This is a genomic window from Alteromonas sp. M12, assembly GCF_037478005.1.
Classification (GTDB): Bacteria; Pseudomonadota; Gammaproteobacteria; order Enterobacterales; family Alteromonadaceae; genus Aliiglaciecola; species Aliiglaciecola lipolytica_A.
The window spans coordinates 302,325-322,626 of record NZ_CP144164.1; the positions used below are offsets into that span (position 1 = coordinate 302,325).

Consider the following 20,302-nt stretch of genomic DNA (forward strand, 5'->3'; position numbering starts at 1 on the left):
TCCTTAATCAGCGCTTAAAACGGTTTGTTTGTAAAGTTCTAAGGCGTGAATATTGTCTTTTTGCGCCTCTTTGATTTGCGCTAAAAGCAACACATCGCGACGTTCATTTGCAAGCTTAATGGCCTTGGAAAGGGCCTTTTCGGCAAGCATATAATCGCCAGAATTATACGCAAGTTGTCCTAGAGTTGAGAGTATATCAACATTGGAATCGTCCTTTTTAAGCCACCCTTCTAGCTGTTTAATTGCACCATTTGTTTGGGTATTTTTGAGCTGTCGATAGAGATTATACAGTACCGGTATTGGACCACTTTTCTGGCTATTCACTAAAATTGTTTGTGCTTCTTCATACATCTCTTGATCAATTAATTGTTGAGAATAAGCTGCAACTTGGCCGGATTCTTTGCGAACGCCTCTAGGTAAAGATTGCCATTTTTCCTTCAATTTTAATGCACCTTCTTTGCTGGCAATTTCTGCATATTCACCTTTTGATGCTTTTAATAACCAGTAATCGTATTCCTCTCCAAGTGGTTTTTTCCACTTTTTAACGTGCTCTTTTAATACCGTAAATTTCCCAGTTTGCTCTAGTGCTCTGGCCCACAATTTAATGATATTTGGATCTCGTTGGATCTTTTCTGAGGCTTCATTGATGTGTGTAAGTGCTTGCTCACCCTGATTTTCTAAGACCAAATCACGGATAAGGCATAGATTTGCGGCTAAAGCAGTTTTGTCTTTTTCTGCTGCTTCATACCATAACTCTCGAGCATCAACTTTGTTATTAAGCTGCGCTTCCACTTCGGCCAAAGCTAATAAGTTAATGCCGTCAAAATCTTCGTTACGTATTTTGTTTAGGGATTTTTTGGCTTCTAAAAAGTTTCCTTCTGCAAGTGAAATTAAGCCGTTGGTGAAAGCTTTTTGTTTACGTCTGCTGCTAAATCCGAACAACCAGTCTTGTGAGCCTGCTAAGATATCGATGAGCTTTTTAATCAGAATGATGGATAACCAAGTCACAAAAAACAAGCTAACAACTAAAACCACAAAGCCGAAAATGGAAACCTGATAAGTACCACTTTCAAGGGCGATTAGAAAATACCCTTGGTAATTAATTAGACTTGGGCCTGCGTACAAACCTACGATAATGAGGCCGATGATAATTAACAGCAGAATGATTTTTTTCATAGTTCAAACTTCCCGTTTGAGAATGCGTTGCTCATTCGGTTTTCTAGGATATCTTGCAATGGTTTTGCGGCATCAAGTTGCTGAGGATATTTACGCGCGACTTCCGTTTCTTCGAGATTACGTAACGCGTCTAACATGCCTGCCACTTCAGTGGTTTCAAGATCATAATGCTGAACAATTAATCCTATCGCCCGTTGTAAACTTTGTTTAAACAGAGTGTCTTGCTCTTTCATTATTGCCGTTTGCGCTTGCATTAATGCAAAACGTAACTGCTCTTTGGCTAGCCACTGTTGTTGTTGTGATAGTAAGGGTTCAACTGGTCCTTCATTGGCTTGATATTTAAAGTTGCTCTCAATATAGGCCCAAACTCTTGCCATTCCCGTGAGTTCTTCTGGCTCAAATCCCTTCACTTCCACTTCTGGTAGCGACAAGGGGAGGTTATTAACTTGTTGCACCATGCCTGATAACGACAAAGCGATAGAGGTTAATGAAACCTGATTGATCTGTTGAAGGTTTTGAATATCGCTGGCAATAAATTGTCTTACTGGTAGTAAAGACGGATCCGCTAAATCTTGTAATCGGCTATCTGCTGCTTGCAGCATAGCCACGGCAGTGCGGACATCATTTTCCAACCAAAGTTTTCGACCGGCCATTCGTACCAAATAATCTGCTTCTGCTAATAACCAATCAGCTGGACGACGGCCTGATACGTCTGCAAGATTTTTACTATTGGCTTGCGCTTGGGTCAATGCTTGGTTAGTTAATTCGTTTTGCTTGGCGATGGACTCTTCAAACTCTGTTTGTTGAGTACCTAACTGACGAGCTAATTGGTCAATTGTTCGACCTTGCTCTGAAATAGTTTCACTTTGCGCCGTCAAAGTTGCATTTTCATTATTTAACGTACTATTCCATTGTTGCCAAAACCAATAACCGGCAGCTGCAATAGCTAAGAGGCAAAGCAAATTAATTAATGTGACAAACCATAAAAATCCAGTTTTCGATTTACCTTTAGCTGGCGCATCTTTGCCTGGAGTGTTCTTAGATTTGGGCGTAAATGGCGGTTTTTCGCTTTTTGTTTCAACTTTAGCTTTGGGCTTCGGCTGTTCCTTTACTTCGACGTAGGACGCATTCTCGATTTCCAAGGCTTTCATTTCCTCTTCGAGGGCGGTGATTTTGTCTTTTTCCGTCATTTAGCGCTCCAAAAATTGATTGATTGCGTCTTTTAATTGCTCGTCACTTGCACCAGCACTGAGATATACCTGTTGTATACCTAGTTTAGTTGCATAATCGGCAAGACGCTGACTAACCATAATCCAAGGTGTAGATTTTAACCAATTTTGGTCAAATTTGTCCCATGCTGCTTGGATAATTTCGCCACTTGTAGCCACAATACATTGAATGTCTTGCTGCTGCCAAGCTTCTGTTTGCGAATAATTTACACATGGCAAACGATTATAGAGGTTGATATGTTCCACCTCAGCCCCTCGTTGTTGCAGTTCTGAGGGTAACATTTTGCGGCCGCCAACACCTTTTAGCAGAAATACTTTGTGGCTCGATAAATTTTGCAATTGTGGTAGCGACAATAAGCCTTCTGAACAGGCCATGTCAGGCACAATTACTTGCTCGGTTAACTGTGTTAAACGCTCACCAGTGCTTGGACCTACCGCAAAAACAGCGAGTTCAGAGGGCCAATCTTTGACACCTTCAATAACGATTTCGGCAGCGTGCGTGCTGACAAATATGCACTTACTACGGCTAATTTGCTGTGCATCCATGGCTAAAATAGTTTGCGCAAATTGCTGTAGATTATCCTGATTGATGTCTATTTCTATCAGTCCTACACCAACGGTTCTAATACCTTGTTGTTGCAAGTAACGGGTACTTTTTTCAAATTTTTCTTTTGGCCGCAGCAATAAAATAGACATTTATGTTACACGTATGCTTCTGCTAAATATTCTTGTGCGCCTAGCTCTAACAATTTCTCAGCTACTGCATTACCAAGTTGTTCGGGTTCTGCAATATCGCCGTACTGCTCAGCCATAATAATCTGTTTTCCAGAAATAGAGCCAACCAAACCACGCAAGTGTAGTTGATTATCTATGATTTCGCAGAAACTGCCGATGGGGACCTGACAGCCACCTTGCAGTTTAGCGTTAAGCGCCCGTTCTGCCACCACACGGGTCGCAGTATCAGGGTGATTCAAGGGTTGTAATAATGCCACTAATTCTGCGTCTTCAGTACGACATTCAATACCTACAGCACCTTGACCAACAGCTGGTAAAGTGACCCTGCTACTAATTTCTTGTCGTATGCGGTCAGCCATATTTAAACGAATTAACCCCGCTGATGCTAAAATAATTGCATCGTATTGGCCTTCATCTAGCTTCGCTAAGCGGGTATTCACGTTGCCGCGCAGATCTTTTATCTGCACATCTGGGCGATACGCTTTGAGCTGGACTTGCCGACGTAAGCTTGAAGTGCCAACAATCGCGCCCTTGGGTAGGGAAACAATATCTTCGTATTTGTTGGATACAAACGCATCTAATGGATTTTCCCGTTGGCAAATAGCGTGTAAACCAAAACCATCGGGAAATTCGACAGGAACATCTTTCATGGAATGCACTGCAATATCGGCTTCGCCTTTTTGCATAGCCACTTCCAATTCCTTGATGAACAATCCTTTACCACCTACCTTTGCAAGTGGTGTATCTAAAATCACATCGCCCTTTGTAGTCATAGGGACTAGTTCAATTGCAATGTGAGGGTGCGCCTTTTCTAATTCTGCTTTGACAAATTCTGCCTGCCAAAGAGCAAGGGCACTTTTACGGGTAGCAATTTTAATTACTGAGCGAGTCATAAACAATCCGATTAACCTTTTAACACCATTTTAAGGTTTTGCTGACCGGATTGGTACAGCAGAGTTGTAAAAAACCTAACAACCAAGCTGATCTACATCAATAGCAATGAAAAAAGTTTAAAAGTTAACCACTAATGGGTATTGCTCGTCAGCTTTTCGAATATATTCATCACGGTTTTCGAGCCACTTTTCCATCACGCCGATACTATAATTTAGATAGAGTTTGTTATTTACAATTGTAAATGCCTCTTCATCTATACCAACTAAGTTGCCATCAGCCATTGCGTAAGCGCAATATCCACCGTACTGGGGGGCATATTTCTCGGGATTTGCGACAAACATGGCTTTATGTTCTTCCGATGAAAAATGCCACTGCGCGCCACGCCAATCATAACTAATCTGTTTGTTACCTTTTACAGGTTTGTTTTCGGTGAAGTAGGCCACTGTATCGTAACCATAAATAGCGTGATTATTAAAAAAGCCTGTCTCAATGGGATCTGAGGCGTGAGCCGCAGTGAAAAACAAACTGGTTAAGGCAAATATTAGTACTTTTAAAGCGTTCATGAGGAATCCGATTTGGTAATTAAATTATAATTACTTACAAAACCGGCTATTCAGACTTAAAATTTCATCACAATTTTATCACGGTAGAATTACGGGAATCGCAACGCTTACGTATTTTACATGGGATGTTCACTATAACTTATTTAATATAGGGTGCAGGCAGTGTGAACACTTACTTTTTTACGAATAGCTAATTTAGGATACTTAATAAGAGTTTATAAAAAGAGCCATAGACGCCTTATTTAAAACCGTCGCTTGTGCTGTTTAATCTCATTATCTAAACAATCATGGCCTTGAGACGCGGCTCTTATAAAAGTTCATGCTGTTATTTATAAAAATATTAATGGCGCTAGCCACAATGAAACAGCACTAATAAGAATTAAACCCACAATATTTAGTACAAAACCCGCTTTTATCATCTGTGGAATATTGAGCAAACCTGAGGCGAAAACTATCGCATTTGGAGGTGTTGCAACAGGTAACATAAAGGCACAGCTTGCAGCTAAGGTAATAGGAATACACAACACTAACGGAGATACACCAAGCTCTAATGCAACGGCCGCTACTACTGGTAAGAAGGTTGCCGCTGTTGCAACATTACTGGTTAGTTCTGTTAGGAAAATAACCAATGCGGTAGCTGCGATCACCAACACAAATACACCAAATGTGCCTAAAGGCATTAAGCTACTTCCCAACCATGCTGCCAGCCCAGATGAAGAAACTGCTGCGGCTAAACTTAATCCGCCACCAAATAAAATCAACACTCCCCAGGGTAGCCGACTTACATCGTCCCAAGTCATTATTTGCGGTTGAGCTTTGTTACCACTTGGAAGTAAGAACAATAGTAACGCCGCGGTCATTACTATTCCTGTATCAGTTAAAAAGTCGATACCAAGAAGTACCGAGATAGGGCGTCTAACAATCCAAAATGTGACAACTAGAGCAAATACTATTGCTACTCGCTTTTCGGCACGACTCATTGGCCCTAATGCTTGGCGTAACTCGGTTAAGTGCTCATGGACTACTGGATTTGCTGGAATATCGATCTTAAAAGTCCAGCGTGTTAGAGACCACCAAGCCAGCGGCAACATTAGCAACATTACAGGTATGCCAAGTGCCATCCAGCTAGCGAAAGTGAGTTTGATATCATAGTTTTCATTTAAAAATGCAGCTAACAATGCATTAGGCGGAGTACCAACTAGTGTGGCTAATCCACCGATTGTAGCGGCGTAGGCTAAACCCAGTAACATTGCTACTTGAAAAGACTTAATTTGCCGTTTGTTGAGGTGCGCATTTTGCTCCGAAATTATATGCGTAACCGATAAGGCGATGGGCATTAACATCATAGTAGTGGAAGTATTTGTCATCCACATTGAAAGCAATGCCGCGACTACCATAAAACTACCAACCAGATTTCGACCATCGGTACCGGTATAAGACAAAATGACTAGGGCTATTCGTTTATGTAAATTCCAGCGTTCAACCGCCAATGCTAGGATAAAGGCTCCCATAAACAAATAAATAATTGGGTTAGCATAATGGGATGTGGCGTCTGCTAGAGTTGTTATTTCTAGAAAGGGAAAGGTAACTATGGGTAAAAATGCGGTGACAGGGACGGGCGCGGATTCTGTTGCCCACCATAGTGCCATCCACATACCTACAGCCGCGACGCGCCAAGCGGTAGGATCCATTGTTGTTTGATTTGCTCCTAGAAGCATCATTAAAACGAATAGGGCAGGCCCAGCCAATAATCCAATATTTTGATATCGACCACGTTGCGGATCAGTTATTTCCGGTAAACTATCACTCATAATACTGCCTTAACATCGAAAAGGTCGAAACTGGAAAACAATTCCAGCTATAGGACAAATTTAAAGTATTGTTCTAAAATCTGTGTAAAAGCCACGTTTGTAATTATTCTGCGTATTGCATTGCAATTGAACCCAACCAATCTAGTCATTGATAAGACTTGTGGGGCAGTAAATTACGAATACCAAGACACAGCCGAGTGTCTGCATATTGGTATTTTTATGTATTTAGATAAATGAGGTTAAGGCTGGTATTTTATAAAGCATGTCACCACCCAAAGTGAACGAAATCAAATTCATCCACATGGCGATTTATGATGACGGTTGAAATTGCTATTACTTTGCTTAAATTACCGCTCTTTTAATAAGATATACCGCGTTAGCGTAACGTTGGCAAGTCTGAGTTGCTTAGGTTAAGTATTTGCTAGTTAACCTAAACGCTCCTGCAACCACTCTGAAACGTCTTTAATTTCCTGTGGGCAAACATTATGTTGCATTGGATATTCTTTCCATTTCACAGGGTAACCAATATCTTCGAGCACTTTAAACGCGGCATGTCCTAAAAACATTGGTACCACTTCATCCTGCTGGCCATGGGCACATAGAATAGGTGTGTTTTTATTGGCCTGATGAACTTCACTGGCAAACTTATCTGGTTCAGACATATAAGTTGAAAGCGCCATAATGCCAGCTAGCTTTTCTGGGTATCGAGTGCCTAGATGAAGCGCGATAACTCCGCCTTGTGAAAAACCGGCCAACACAATGCGATCAGCTGATATTCCTTTGGCTTTTTCGGCTTCAATTAAATCACTGACTTTAGCTGCTGAGTCCAACACTCCGTCCACATCTGCGCGATTATTAAAATCCATGGTTTTAATATCGTACCAAGCACGCATCGGCATACCATTATTGATGGTTACTGGTCTTACAGGCGCGTGAGGGAACACAAACCGTACCGCCATACTTTCCGGTAACTTTAATTCGGGCACGATTGGCGCGAATCCATTACCAGAATCCCCTAGACCATGCATCCAAATTACAACGGCATCGTATGGCTTTTTGGGATTTACTTCTACGTAGGGCAATATCTGCTCAGACATTTAGCTGCTTCCTTTGATTTAAATTATGACAATTTTACGCTTTGCTCTGCTTGTTTACTGGCAGCTTCATCAATAAATGACCAAAATTCAACACCGGTGCGCTCATCTATCCACACTTCATCTTGATAATTGAAATGATGACCATTGAATTTGGTCGCCACCCAAAGTTGGTGCAAAGGTGCTTGTTTGTTCAAAATAATCTTGGTTTTATTTTGAAACTCTAGGGTTAAAATTCCTTCTGCTGATTCGTAGTCGATATCCACCTCGCAGGCATCTAACGCTTCTTCCAGTTGGATAAACATGTCATCTACAAGTTGGTGATACTGGCTGTCATTCATTTTGTGATTCGCTAGTTAGGTAATAAGTCAGAATATGTTAACATTGCTAAAAATTCGCGACAGTTATTTTATTAAATTTTATGGCAAAAGCACCCGGTAACTTATTTATTTTGGCCGCTCCTTCAGGAGCAGGTAAATCTAGTCTCATTAATGCGCTAATAGAAAGGCATAGTGAGTCGAATATGCATAGTAATAAACTGCAGGTTTCAGTTTCGCATACAACCCGCGCTCCTAGACCCGGAGAAGTCGATGGTCAACACTATCACTTCGTCTCAAGAGAGGAGTTCGAGGATTTGATCAAACAGCAGGTTTTTTTCGAATGGGCTGAAGTATTTGGAAATTATTACGGTACGTCGCGAGTGGTAATAGAAAAAACCCTCAAAGAAGGTACCGATATTTTCTTAGATATTGACTGGCAAGGAGCGCGTCAGGTCAAAGCGCAAATTCCTGACACTGCGACGGTTTTTGTCGCGCCACCGTCTCGAGAAGAACTTTTCCGTCGTCTTACACAACGCAATCAAGACTCTCAAGAGGTGATCGAGCAGCGAATGCAAGAAGCGGAGTCAGAAATTTCCCATTATCATGAATTTGATTTTATTGTCGTCAACGATCATTTCGAATCAGCTTTAAATGAGTTAGATGCGATAGTAAGTGCTCGCAGACTACGAAAAGAGAAGCAAGTAATTCGGCATGCTGGCTTATTTGCTGATTTACTCGGAAAATAAACAGTCTAATGATCGTGAAAGATCTTTCCTTTAGACCAATAAAAACGTAAACTACTCGACCTTTTTTTGAACACCTTTAGACATATCGACCACCTCGGAGAAATATATGGCTCGTGTAACAGTAGAAGATGCCGTAGACAAAATTGGCAATCGTTTCGATTTAGTATTAGTTGCTGCTAAGCGCGCACGTCAGATTGCTATTGAAGGCAAAGACGCTCATGTTCCTATGGGAAATGATAAGCCCACAGTAATCGCTCTTCGTGAAATTGAAGAAGGTTTTGTTGATGCTTCAACAATTGCAGCTGAAGCAATTCGTGACCAACAAGAGCACGATCAAGCTGAATTCTCGTCAGTTGCTAACATCCTGTCTGAGTAAAAATAAGCCAATCCTGAACTCATATGAGTTCAGGACAAACTTATAGGCTGACAAGCTTACAAAATCTCCGTATTCTTAACTCCTAAGTCAACTAAAAGCATGTGTTAAGTGTATTTATTCGAAGGCCTTAAAAACAAATTAAGTGATTACCTACCTCTAGACGCGGTCAAGGGGATTGAGGCTGCCTTCGTTTTAGCCCAAGATGCACATGATGGACAAATGCGTTCCAGCGGTGATCCTTACATTACCCATCCAGTTGCCGTTGCAGGCATACTTGCCGACATGAACCTTGATGAAGAAACCATCAAGTCTGCGTTATTACACGATGTGATAGAAGACACCCATTATTCCAAAGAAGATCTGGTTGAAGCATTTGGTGAAACTGTTGGCGATTTAGTGGAAGGGGTGTCTAAGCTGGATAAAATCCAGTTTAGTACCAAACAAGAAGCACAAGCCGAAAATTTCCGTAAAATGATGATGGCGATGGTGCAAGATATCCGGGTCATTCTGATTAAACTCGCAGACCGAACCCACAATATGCGCACTTTAGGTTCGCTAAGACCAGATAAACGTCGCAGAATTGCCAGAGAAACCCTCGAAATTTATGCGCCTATTGCTCACCGACTCGGTATCCACGATATTAAAAATGAGCTAGAAGACTTAGGTTTTCAAGCCATGTACCCGATGCGTCATCGAGCTCTTTCGGCGGCCGTTAAACAGGCTCGCGGTAACCGCAAAGAAATCATTGAAAATACCCGCAATGAAGTGGAAACTCGTTTAAAAGCCCATGGTCTTGATGCGCAAGTCATTGGCCGCGAAAAACATTTGTATTCGATTTATCGGAAAATGAAGAACAAAGAATTGTTGTTCAACGAAGTCATGGATATATATGCGTTTCGGGTGATAGTCTCCTCTGTCGATAATTGCTATCGCGGGTTAGGGGCTATGCATGGTTTGTATAAGCCTATTGAAGGTCGTTTTAAAGATTACGTGGCCATTCCACGCACAAATGGTTATCAGTCATTACACACTTCTTTGATTGGACCTCATGGTATTCCTGTTGAAATTCAGATTCGAACTGCTGAAATGGATCAGATGGCTGACAAAGGCGTCGCCGCACATTGGATTTACAAAGATGATGGTGAAACGCAGCAAGGCACTACGGCGCAAGTTCGAGCACGCAAATGGATGCAATCCTTATTAGAACTGCAACAAAGTGCAAGTTCATCATTTGAATTTATTGAAAACGTTAAAACCGATTTGTTTCCTGATGAAATATACGTGTTTACACCAGACGGCCGAATTATCGAATTACCCATGGGAGCCACGCCCGTCGACTTTGCTTACGCAGTGCATACTGATGTAGGTAACTCTTGTGTGGGTGTGCGAGTAGAGCGACGTAACTACTCACTTAATAAGCCACTGCAAAATGGTCAATCGGTGGAAATAATTACCTCTCCAAGAGCAAAACCCAACGCCAACTGGCTCAATTTCGTGGTCAGTGCCAGAGCCCGTTCTAACATACGCCACTACCTCAAGCGGCAGCAGTCCAAAGAAGCCATCAGTATGGGTAATCGTTTACTTAGACATGCTTTAGGGGCGAGAAGATTAGACGATATTCCGCAAGAAGATAGAGATCGTGTTGTGGCTGAAACCAAACACGACTCTTTTGACGAATTGCTTTCAGATATTGGTTTAGGTAATGAACTCAGTGCCATTGTCGCTCGACGACTGTTGGGCGAGTCTGAAGAGCTGCCAGATAAAGGCCGTAATGTGGCGATTAAAGGCACTGAAGGCTTGTTAGTGACCTACCCCAAATGTTGTTACCCGATTCCCGATGATGAAATTATCGCGATTCTTAGTCCTGGTCGGGGCATGGTTATCCATCAGGTAGGTTGCAGTAACATTCGTAAGTTAAGTAAAGAAGAGCCTCAACGTGTTTTACCAATGCATTGGGATAGCGAAGCTCAAGGTGAATTCAAAGCGTCGGTAAGAATAGAGCTAATTAATCATCAAGGCACATTGGCTACGTTAACCAATGCCGTTGCTTCTTGTGATTCAAATATTATTGGTTTACAAACAGAAGAAAAAGAAAGCAATGTTTATTACATTGATATTGAGTTAACCACAAAAAATCGTGTACATCTGGCTAAGGTCATGCGCAAAATTCGCTCCATGCCGGAAGTGCAAAAAGTCTCACGTCATAGTCAAATTCGACACAACTAAGGTAAATAATTATGTCAAAGTCCGTAATTCATACTGACCGGGCCCCTCAAGCTATTGGGACTTATAGTCAAGCTGTAAAGTCTGGCACAACTGTGTATTTATCTGGCCAAATTCCTTTGGTTCCAGAGACCATGGAAATGGTTTCTGACGATTTTAAAACACAAGCTATTCAGGTATTTGAAAATGTAACTGCAGTGTGTGAAGCCGCTGGTGGTACTACTAATGATTTGGTTAAAGTGAATATATTTCTAACCGATTTATCTAATTTTGCCACCGTCAATGAGGTGATGAGCCAGTATTTTAAAAAGCCATATCCTGCTCGTGCCGCTATAGGTGTAAAAGAACTACCAAAAGGTTCACAAATTGAAATCGACGGCATTATGGAATTGCCTGAGTGATATTGCTTTAGAAAGTTTGGCTTTCAGTTAGAGGTTTTTTAGTGTCAGTGTCACCAGAACGTTATCAAAAAATTCGTGATGTCTTAAGCAAGCGACAAACTAGCTTAACCGTATGTTTGGAGCAAGTTCATAAGCCCCATAATGTTTCCGCAGTGATTAGAAGTTGTGATGCGGTAGGCATTCATAAAGTGCATGCCGTTTGGGATGATGAAACAAAAGAATTACGTGGTGGCACCGCAATGGGCAGCCAAAATTGGGTGTACATGGAAAACCACAATAGCATTGGTGATGCAGTTTCTCATTTGCAAGAGCAAAAAATGCAGGTGTTGGTTACCCATTTGTCTGATCAGGCCGTAGATTTTCGCGACGTCGATTATACCAAGCCAACAGCGATAATTTTAGGCCAAGAAAAGCACGGTGCTACGCAACAAGCTATCGATTTAGCCGATCAAGAGATTGTCATTCCTATGGTAGGAATGGTTCAATCCCTCAACGTCAGTGTAGCAGCTGCACTGGTTTTATATGAGGCGCAGCGGCAACGGCAAATTGCCGGTATGTATGATACGCAGCACCTTGATGAATCAGACTGCCAAAAAATGTTATTCGAACGGGGTTATCCTGACTTTCGTAAATTATGCGACGAAAAAAAACTGCCATACCCACATATTGATGAACAAGGAAGTATTGTCGCCGACGATGATTGGTGGCAAGCATTGCAATTCCGAAAGCTGTAGGCGGTTGCTTTAGCCCCGCGCTATCTTCCGACCTCCATGGCCTAAAGGCCATGCTACGGATTTCTGTTGTAGGCGGGTGTTTCAACCCCGCGCTATCCTATGATATTCCATGGCCTAAAGGCCATGCTACGGATTTCTGTTGTAGGCGGGTGTTTTAGCCCCGCGCTATCCTATGATATTCCATGGCCTAAAGGCCATGCTACGGATTTCTGTTGTAGGCGGTTGCTTTAGCCCCGCGCTATCTTCCGACCTCCATGGCCTAAAGGCCATGCTACGGGTTTCTCTTGTAGGCGGGTGTTTTAGCCCCGCGCTATCATCCGACCTAAATATTTCCATGGGATAAATCCCATGCTACATTGTTATGTTTGCGAACATACTTTAAAAGGAAACCTACTATGCGATCCGCTTACCTAATCGGCTTGTTTCTTACGCTTTTTGCAACACAGCTGTTTGCCTTAGACCGAACTTTGATCGCGGAATCCCCTGAAGATGTAACTCCCTTATTAAATGGCCAAACTATTCCCAATGTGACACTGCGCACTGCGACTGGTGCGCCGGTTAGTTTGCAGGCGATGATTATGCAAAAACCGACGATTATATTGTTCTATCGTGGGGGATGGTGTCCCTATTGCAGCCGTCAATTAGCAGAGCTCAAAGATATCGAGCAACCTTTGGTTGATTTAGGTTATCAAATATTGGCAATATCGCCCGAATCACCAACACGTTTACAAGAACAAAAACTAGAAACTGAATTTGCCGTGCAGTTGTTATCAGACGAAAGTTTACAGGCCATCAAAGGGTTTGGAATTGGTTTTTATGTACCTGCGGAAACAAAATCTAAATACAAAGAGAAAAACAACATAGTGTTAACCGAAGATGCGGACAGTGAACGGGCGGTATTGCCGGCTCCTTCAGTGTTTATTACCGACAAAACAGGCTTAATCAAATTCAACTATGTTAATCCAAACTTTAAAGTAAGACCTTCTGCAGAGCTGCTTTTACAAGCAGCCAAACTAAGTTTGTAAATACTTACTTAAGTTGTGAGCCCTTTCAAACAGTTAAAGTTGAACAGGGCTCAGTTATTCTCTAACTTGAACTTTTGACACTGAATGTCTCTTCGTTGAGGATCCGAACTTCACGTTGAGGGAATGGTATTTCAATGCCATTTTCTCTAAGGGTTTCAAAGATTATTAACATCAAATCCCCGCCAACGCGATTTTTGCCATCATCGATGCCTTCCATCCAGAATTCCACAAACATGTTTACTCCAGAGTCCCCGAAACTATCAATTTCACAATCTGGGCGTTCTTCAAATGGTACGTCCGGGCCGCTGATGACAGAAGGATGTTCGGCCACTGCCACTTTAATAAACTCTACCATCGAGCGTATGTCTGTTGCGTATGGCACTGAAAAATCCACTCGATAACGCTGCTTAGGATCTTTATGAGTCCAATTGACCATTAAATTGGAAATGAATTTTTCATTGGGTACCAGAATGTCTTTGCCGTCGTAGGTTTCTAGAACCGTGTATCGCATTCTGAACTCACGGACGAATCCTTTACTGCCGTCATCCATTTCCACAAAATCGCCAACGGTTAACGAGCGATCTAGCAAAATGATAATGCCTGAAATAAAGTTCGAAGCGATGGATTGTAAACCTAAACCCAACCCTACACCGACGGCGCCGCCAAACACGGCAAGCGCAGTTAGATTAATGCCCATCACATTTAACAATAACAGTGCAATAATACAAAATACCGCGACCTCAAAGAGTTTCGAAAAAACTTCTCTAGTGCGGATATCTATCGATTCTTGTTTACGAATGATGTCTTTGCCAAAGCTATTAGATGCGCGTCCTAGCCAAAATAGCACTGCACCGAAAATCAGCACTCTGACCACGCCGTATGCGGTGATATTAACGTTACCTAAGGTAAGAGATATGTCTTCGAGTGCAACAATAACAGTGCTAAGTGAGCCGGTTAAATGCAGCAGTAAAATCGGTAATCCCACCCACTTGAATAGTTTCGCGGCGATAGTATTTACAACCAACACGCGAATCATTGAGTAATAGAAAAGTAAAACCGCAATGGTCAAGGCTGTATCCAAAAGCCATGTTGAAAAGCCTGCATTGTGGACTGTTTCGATAATCACTTTTAAGGTAATCAGTGCAATCAATGGATATACTAAATAACCCACTCGATAGGCGAGTTTACGCATAGGGTGAGCGCTTGAGTCTGGTTCGTAGTGAGTTAGTCCTACCGCATTTCGTATTTTGCGAGCCAACCAAAAAGCCAATAAGTAGACAAACAGCACTATGGAAACTTGAGCATAAGTATTTGGGTTGGTTAAAGTGCTAAGAATAACTAACCATAATTGATCAGCTTGGGTGGAAATGGTTTCTAGGTTCATATCAATTCACATTTTCAAATTTCTAAACTTACTATGAACCAATACCGTCAATTCGTATAGTTGGTTCGGAATAATTGCACTAAGTATAGACTTGGTTTTTATCCAATTTCAGGTCGGTGTTCATGTTAAAAGCAATCTTAAGCGTGAAACTTCGTGTATTTTAGATAGGTTAAAAGCCTTTAAATATCAGCGGGCAGCGGCTTTGTCCAAGGTTTTGTATTTTTAGCCTTCAGAATAGTTGTATTCTGCTGGCTGTAAGGCAAAATAACAGGTTGTTTCGTTCTGAATAAAAAGGCTCAGATGCAATCTCTGGCAATAACAAAATTAACCGAATTAAAAGGTGTAGGCAGCAAAGTTGCTGAAAAGCTCGAAAAAATTGGGTTAGTTACCATTCAGGACATGCTGTTCCATTTGCCCCTTCGTTACGAAGATCGCACGCGTATCTACCCCATTGGCGATTTGCAGCCCTTTTTGCACACAAGCATTGAAGGGGAAGTAATGTCTTGTGATGTGCAATTTGGCCGAAAACGGATGTTGGTGGTGCGAGTAAGTGACAATACTGGCACCCTTACCTTACGCTTTTTCCATTTCTCGGCAGCACAAAAAAACAGTTTAGAAAAAGGCACCACGATTCGTGCTTTCGGCGAAGTGCGGGCAGGCAAATTCGGCTTAGAAATGATGCATCCTGAATATCGCGTTAAACGTGATGAATCCGTCAGCGAGTTGGAAGAATCACTTACTCCAGTGTACCCCACCACCGAAGGCGTAAAGCAAATCACGCTGCGTAACCTTAGTGAGCAAGCTTTAACTAAACTGAAACAGGGTGGTCTAGCGGAACTGTTGCCTGATAATCTTTACGCGGCACAAATTAGCCTAGTCGATGCGCTATCGCTCGTCCATAGGCCGCCTCCCGATGTCGCCTTGTCGCTATTAGAGGAAGGCAAACATCCAGCTCAGCAACGCTTGATCATCGAAGAACTACTAGCTCACCATTTAAGCGTTTTAAAGGTTCGCCAACAAAGTAAGCGCCAACAAACTTTTTCGATTCCGATTTCTACAGCGTTAATCGACCAGTTTTTAGGAAACTTACCCTTTACTCCAACCAACGCGCAATCCCGTGTGGTAGATGAAATTCAGCATGATATGCAACAAGACTCGCCAATGATGCGGTTAGTCCAGGGAGATGTGGGCTCTGGTAAAACATTGGTGGCGGCAATGGCAGCTTTGTCTGCTATAGGTGCAGGTTTCCAAGTGGTAATGATGGCACCCACTGAGCTGCTGGCAGAACAACATGCCAATAACTTTAGTGATTGGCTTTCACCGCTTAATATTCGAATTGGTTGGCTGGCCGGTAAGTTAAAAGGGAAAGCCAGAGAATCGGTATTAACTGAACTGAAAAATGGTCAGATTGATATGCTCATAGGTACTCATGCGGTTTTCCAAGAAGCGGTTGAGTATCATAAACTTGCCTTAGTTATTGTCGATGAACAACATAGATTTGGTGTGCACCAGCGTTTGGCGTTACGAGAGAAAGGCGAGCTACAGGGGGCGTTTCCCCATCAACTGATTATGACCGCAACCCCTATTCCACGAACCTTGGCGATGACAGCGTATGCGGATCTTGATACCTCGATAATTGATGAGCTACCCCCAGGGCGCACGCCAATCACCACAGTTGTGCTACCCGATACGCGCCGAGGTGAAGTGATTGAAAGAGTGCGTAACGCTGCAGTTAACCAGAAGCGTCAAACTTATTGGGTCTGTACCCTTATTGATGAGTCAGAAGTGTTGCAGTGTCAGGCCGCAGAAGACACAGCTATTGCCTTGCATACCGCTTTACCCGAATTAAAGGTAGGACTGGTGCATGGCCGCCTGAAATCGCAAGAAAAGCAGCAAATCATGGAGCAATTTAAGCAAGGTGAATTGGACTTATTAGTGGCCACAACCGTAATAGAAGTGGGGGTCGATGTACCTAATGCTAGTTTAATGATTATTGAAAACCCCGAGCGGCTTGGCTTAGCACAATTACACCAGTTGCGAGGGCGAGTAGGGCGGGGCTCAGTGGAAAGTCATTGTGTGTTGATGTATCAAAGTCCATTGTCGAAAACCGCGAGCAAACGGTTAAAAGTGTTGCGTGAATCCCATGATGGTTTTTATATTGCGCAACAAGACCTTGAAATACGAGGGCCGGGGGAGTTGCTTGGTACTAAGCAAACTGGATTGGCGGATCTCAGAATTGCTGATTTAATTAGAGATGCCGAACTCATCCCTCAAGTTCAAAATATTGCTTCTCATATGTGGCAACATTATCCGTCAAAATCTCAAGCCATCATTAATCGCTGGCTAGGACATAAAGAGCGTTATGGCCATGCTTAAGCTAATATTAACTGAACCGGAAAATCCACAATTACAGGAACAAGCTGTTATTTGGCAAACAAACTGGGGATTGGAGATTGATAATCAGCAAACTCAGGGATTAGCGCTAGTATTAGATCAACACTATTTGGCCCTTAAACAGTTGGATGAACCCAAATTGGGCGCGGTGTTTGTAGACTTTGCATCTGATGTATTGACCTTCAGACGACAACAAACCAGTGTTAAAAAAGAATCCATAGCAAAGGCTGTGGGCATCAAAGGAAATGTTTTTCCGCGGATTTTAGATGCAACCGCTGGTTTAGGCCGAGATGCATTTATATTGGCAAGCTTTGGTTGCCACGTAGATATGATTGAACGATCCAAAGAAGTAGCTGCCTTATTAGAAGATGGTTTGCAGCGAGCTAAATCTCAACCACTGGTGAGTGATTGGCTACCGCAACGAATGACTCTTTTGCGCGGCACAGCGACGGAAATTATGGCGAGTTGGCAAAATACACAACCAGATGTGGTGTATTTGGACCCTATGTTTCCCCATCGCAAAAAATCGGCGCTAGTGAAAAAAGAAATGCGCTTGTTCCAAACGTTGCTGGGAGTCGATGAAGATGCGGATGACTTACTCGAACCTGCGCTAAAATTAGCAAAACAACGAGTTGTGGTAAAAAGGCCAGATACGGCTCCTTACCTAAATGATAAACAACCTAATATGTCGATTAAAGGCAAAAAGCTTCGCTTTGATGTCTATTTGACCAACCTATAGAATTAATTGGAGAACATTATGATTAGTAAAGGCAGTGAGTTACCAGAAGCAAATGTCACAGCAAGAATTAATGGTGAAATGAAAACATTCACAACCACAGACCTTTTCGCTGATAAAAAGGTTGTTTTGTTTGCTGTGCCTGGTGCATTCACACCAACTTGTTCACAAGCACATTTACCTGGTTATGTGACACTAGCCGATAAAATCAAAGCCAAAGGCGTCGACACTATTATTTGTTTATCAGTAAACGATGCCTTCGTGATGGAAGCTTGGGGTAAACAGCACAATGCCGACGAGATTTTAATGTTAGCCGATGGCGATGGTAATTTTACCAGTGCAATCGGTATGAACATCGACACCGGCACATTTGGTGGCGTCCGTTCGTGTCGTTATAGCATGTTGGTCGAAGATGGCGTTATCAAAGTAGCAAATATTGAAGAACCAGGCACATTCGAAGTTAGTGATGCCGAGACAATGTTGAAGTCTCTGTAGGCCGGTGCTTTAGCGCCGCGGTTCGGTATTTTTCCACGGCCTAAAGGCCGTGCTACGAGAATGTTCTTGTAGGCGGGTGCTTTAGCGCCGCGGTTCGGTATTTTTCCATGGCCTAAAGGCCATGCTACGAGAATGTTTTTTGTAGGCGGGTGTTTTAACCCCGCGGTAGGTGAATGTTTTTGTAGGCGGTTGCTTTAGCGCTGCGATTCGGTATTTTTCCATGGCCTAAAGACCATGCTACGAGAATGTTTCTTGTAGGCGGTTGCTTTAGCGCCGTGTTCTAGCATTAAGCTTTCATGGCCTGAAGGCCATGCTACGGGTTATTTCTATCTAGTTAATTTCAAAAACAATGGAGGGATTTTTACTCTGCTGCGTATTAATAGGTAATCTTGAGATGAAAAAGAAATAAATAGTGTGAAAGTTGTTTATATTAATACACAGTCAGCAATAGCCCAGTCAGGCAGAGACAATGGCGTTTTGTATGATCTCATCTCAGAACATGAAGCTGCACTTCGACGGTTTATCCGTGTTCGCGCAAGAGCAAATGCATCGGAAACCGAAGACATACTGCAAGAAATGTATACTAAGTTGTTTTCACTTAATGGACTCGCAGCAAAAACAGAAGAACGGCAAGACACCTTTCGTAGTTTTTTATTTAAAGTGGTCACCAATCTAATTATAGATAGAGAACGTCGAGCCAAAGCTCGGGCGCAAGACGATCACGAACCCTTTTCTGATACGCTTTATTCTTCAAAGGCGGATGAACCAGAAGAGCAAGCAAATATTGCCGAAAAGTTGTCCGATATTGAGCAGGTGCTAGACAATATCAATCCTGTGCATAAAACTGCATTTGTACTGTGTCGAGTCGAAGGAAAAGCTTACCGAGAAATAAGCGATATACTGGGGGTTTCTGTTAGCACTGTTGAAAAATATATATCTGCAGCCCTCACCGCTATTCGAAATAAGGTGCAAAATTAATGACTACAGGTTTAAGTCATCAGAACGCAATAAATAAGCAAGCGAGTGAATACGTTGTGCGTCTTTATTCTGGTGAGCTAACGTCCAAGGAAGAAGAACGCATTATCAGTTGGTGCGAAGAAAATGACGCTCATCAAACAGCATTTGACCAGGCTCTTGCACTTTGGGATGCCTCAGTTGAGCTATCACCTCATGTGGGTTGGAGGCAAAAATTAGAAAAACGTTTCTATAGCATGCGCTATTTGGCGGCATCCATTTTTGTATTTATGTTCTGCTTTATGCTGTTTACTAAAAACACCCACATAGATACTTCTCCACAAAACCAACTACCAAGTACCTATCGCACTGCTATTGGTGAAATCAGTAGTGTCGGTTTAGCAGATGGTTCGACAATTAGTTTAAATACCAACACTCAAATTAAAGTCGAATTTAATGAAGAGCAACGAGAGCTTTGGCTGCAAACTGGTGAAGCCTTTTTCGATATAGCTAAAGATCCTTCTCGTCCATTTCTTATTCATACCGGTACTAAAACGGTACGGGTGGTAGGAACCAAATTCAACATTAAATTATCCCAGGCAGGTTTTGATATTGCTGTTGCAGAAGGGGTTGTTGCTGTTGAAGAAAGTGCTAGCAGCACTGATAAGCAAGCAGAAAAAAGCCAACAGGTTTTTTTAGAGGCCGGAGCTATTGCTTCGTTTAATGACTCCAATGCCATCATTGCTAAGAAGAATGAAGTAACTGTTGAGAAGGCACAGAGTTGGCGTACCGGATACTTGCGCTTCGATGATGAACGACTAGAGAAGGTCATCGCAAGTTTTAATCGATACAGAAGCAAAAAAATTGAGATTGACCAAAAGTTAGCAAATTTGCGAATCAGCGGTGTGTTTAAGTTATCAGATGGCGATGCTATTTTAACGGCACTAGAGGCAACTTTACCCATAGAAGCGCAAATTGAGAAAGAACGTATAATTTTATTGAAAAAATAACG

The 20,302-nt window shown here is 42.3% G+C and carries 20 protein-coding genes; 11 read left to right on the forward strand and 9 right to left on the reverse strand.

The annotated features are described in order from the left end of the window. Nucleotides 1–3 precede the first annotated feature (3 nt). The 8 genes from VUI23_RS01250 to cyaY form a co-directional block, all read right to left on the reverse strand. Nucleotides 4–1,176, reverse strand: coding sequence for a heme biosynthesis HemY N-terminal domain-containing protein (locus tag VUI23_RS01250; protein WP_342806394.1), 1,173 nt, complete (start codon nt 1,174–1,176; stop codon nt 4–6). Further along, complete coding sequence (locus tag VUI23_RS01255; RefSeq protein WP_342806396.1) at nt 1,173–2,366, reverse strand: uroporphyrinogen-III C-methyltransferase; 1,194 nt, start codon at nt 2,364–2,366, stop codon at nt 1,173–1,175. Before VUI23_RS01255 ends, VUI23_RS01250 begins: the two co-directional genes overlap by 4 nt. Continuing rightward, entirely contained in the window at nt 2,367–3,101 is a 735-nt protein-coding gene (locus VUI23_RS01260; RefSeq protein WP_342806398.1) for a uroporphyrinogen-III synthase, read from the reverse strand. Between the two features lie 5 nt (nt 3,102–3,106). Beyond that, nucleotides 3,107–4,033 (reverse strand): hydroxymethylbilane synthase, encoded by a 927-nt coding sequence (gene hemC, locus VUI23_RS01265; protein ID WP_342806400.1) that lies wholly within the window; start codon nt 4,031–4,033, stop codon nt 3,107–3,109. A gap of 117 nt (nt 4,034–4,150) precedes the next feature. Next, entirely contained in the window at nt 4,151–4,597 is a 447-nt protein-coding gene (locus tag VUI23_RS01270) for a YHS domain-containing (seleno)protein (protein WP_216049222.1), read from the reverse strand. A 329-nt stretch (nt 4,598–4,926) separates the two neighbouring features. After that, the gene (locus tag VUI23_RS01275; RefSeq protein ID WP_342806402.1) at nt 4,927–6,408 is read right to left on the reverse strand and encodes a DASS family sodium-coupled anion symporter; all 1,482 of its coding nucleotides are present in this window, start codon (nt 6,406–6,408) and stop codon (nt 4,927–4,929) included. 425 nt (nt 6,409–6,833) lie between these two features. Continuing rightward, complete coding sequence (locus VUI23_RS01280; RefSeq protein WP_342806404.1) at nt 6,834–7,505, reverse strand: alpha/beta hydrolase-fold protein; 672 nt, start codon at nt 7,503–7,505, stop codon at nt 6,834–6,836. A gap of 23 nt (nt 7,506–7,528) precedes the next feature. Next, nucleotides 7,529–7,843, reverse strand: coding sequence for an iron donor protein CyaY (gene cyaY / locus VUI23_RS01285; RefSeq protein WP_216049219.1), 315 nt, complete (start codon nt 7,841–7,843; stop codon nt 7,529–7,531). An 80-nt stretch (nt 7,844–7,923) separates the two neighbouring features. On the opposite strand from cyaY, the gene gmk reads away from it, so the two are divergent. From gmk to VUI23_RS01315, 6 genes are all read left to right on the forward strand, one after another. Beyond that, on the forward strand, nt 7,924–8,568 hold the full coding sequence (gmk, locus tag VUI23_RS01290; RefSeq protein WP_216049218.1) for a guanylate kinase: 645 nt from the start codon (nt 7,924–7,926) through the stop codon (nt 8,566–8,568). 106 nt (nt 8,569–8,674) lie between these two features. Further along, on the forward strand, nt 8,675–8,944 hold the full coding sequence (gene rpoZ / locus VUI23_RS01295; protein ID WP_216049217.1) for a DNA-directed RNA polymerase subunit omega: 270 nt from the start codon (nt 8,675–8,677) through the stop codon (nt 8,942–8,944). Between the two features lie 108 nt (nt 8,945–9,052). Further along, the gene (gene spoT / locus VUI23_RS01300) at nt 9,053–11,170 is read left to right on the forward strand and encodes a bifunctional GTP diphosphokinase/guanosine-3',5'-bis pyrophosphate 3'-pyrophosphohydrolase (RefSeq protein WP_216049216.1); all 2,118 of its coding nucleotides are present in this window, start codon (nt 9,053–9,055) and stop codon (nt 11,168–11,170) included. 11 nt (nt 11,171–11,181) lie between these two features. After that, on the forward strand, nt 11,182–11,568 hold the full coding sequence (locus tag VUI23_RS01305; RefSeq protein WP_216049215.1) for a RidA family protein: 387 nt from the start codon (nt 11,182–11,184) through the stop codon (nt 11,566–11,568). 47 nt (nt 11,569–11,615) lie between these two features. Beyond that, complete coding sequence (gene trmH, locus VUI23_RS01310) at nt 11,616–12,302, forward strand: tRNA (guanosine(18)-2'-O)-methyltransferase TrmH (RefSeq protein WP_342808224.1); 687 nt, start codon at nt 11,616–11,618, stop codon at nt 12,300–12,302. Nucleotides 12,303–12,697: 395 nt separating this feature from the next. After that, on the forward strand, nt 12,698–13,327 hold the full coding sequence (locus tag VUI23_RS01315; protein ID WP_342806406.1) for a peroxiredoxin-like family protein: 630 nt from the start codon (nt 12,698–12,700) through the stop codon (nt 13,325–13,327). 61 nt (nt 13,328–13,388) lie between these two features. Here VUI23_RS01315 and VUI23_RS01320 read toward each other — a convergent pair whose 3' ends face one another. Beyond that, nucleotides 13,389–14,711 (reverse strand): mechanosensitive ion channel domain-containing protein, encoded by a 1,323-nt coding sequence (locus VUI23_RS01320; RefSeq protein WP_342806408.1) that lies wholly within the window; start codon nt 14,709–14,711, stop codon nt 13,389–13,391. Nucleotides 14,712–15,011: 300 nt separating this feature from the next. Between VUI23_RS01320 and recG the strand changes: the two genes are divergently transcribed. The 5 genes from recG (at nt 15,012) to VUI23_RS01345 (ending at nt 20,300) form a co-directional block, all read left to right on the forward strand. Next, nucleotides 15,012–17,087, forward strand: a complete 2,076-nt coding sequence (recG, locus tag VUI23_RS01325; protein ID WP_303501816.1) for an ATP-dependent DNA helicase RecG — start codon at nt 15,012–15,014, stop codon at nt 17,085–17,087. Next, a complete protein-coding gene (locus tag VUI23_RS01330) occupies nt 17,080–17,844 on the forward strand; it encodes a class I SAM-dependent methyltransferase (protein WP_216049460.1) in 765 nt (254 codons plus the stop codon). Before recG ends, VUI23_RS01330 begins: the two co-directional genes overlap by 8 nt. A gap of 18 nt (nt 17,845–17,862) precedes the next feature. Then, complete coding sequence (locus VUI23_RS01335) at nt 17,863–18,336, forward strand: peroxiredoxin (protein ID WP_216049461.1); 474 nt, start codon at nt 17,863–17,865, stop codon at nt 18,334–18,336. Nucleotides 18,337–18,750: 414 nt separating this feature from the next. Beyond that, nucleotides 18,751–19,314, forward strand: a complete 564-nt coding sequence (locus VUI23_RS01340; RefSeq protein ID WP_342806410.1) for an RNA polymerase sigma factor — start codon at nt 18,751–18,753, stop codon at nt 19,312–19,314. After that, nucleotides 19,314–20,300, forward strand: a complete 987-nt coding sequence (locus tag VUI23_RS01345; protein WP_342806412.1) for a FecR domain-containing protein — start codon at nt 19,314–19,316, stop codon at nt 20,298–20,300. Before VUI23_RS01340 ends, VUI23_RS01345 begins: the two co-directional genes overlap by 1 nt. The last annotated feature ends 2 nt before the right edge of the window (nt 20,301–20,302 follow it).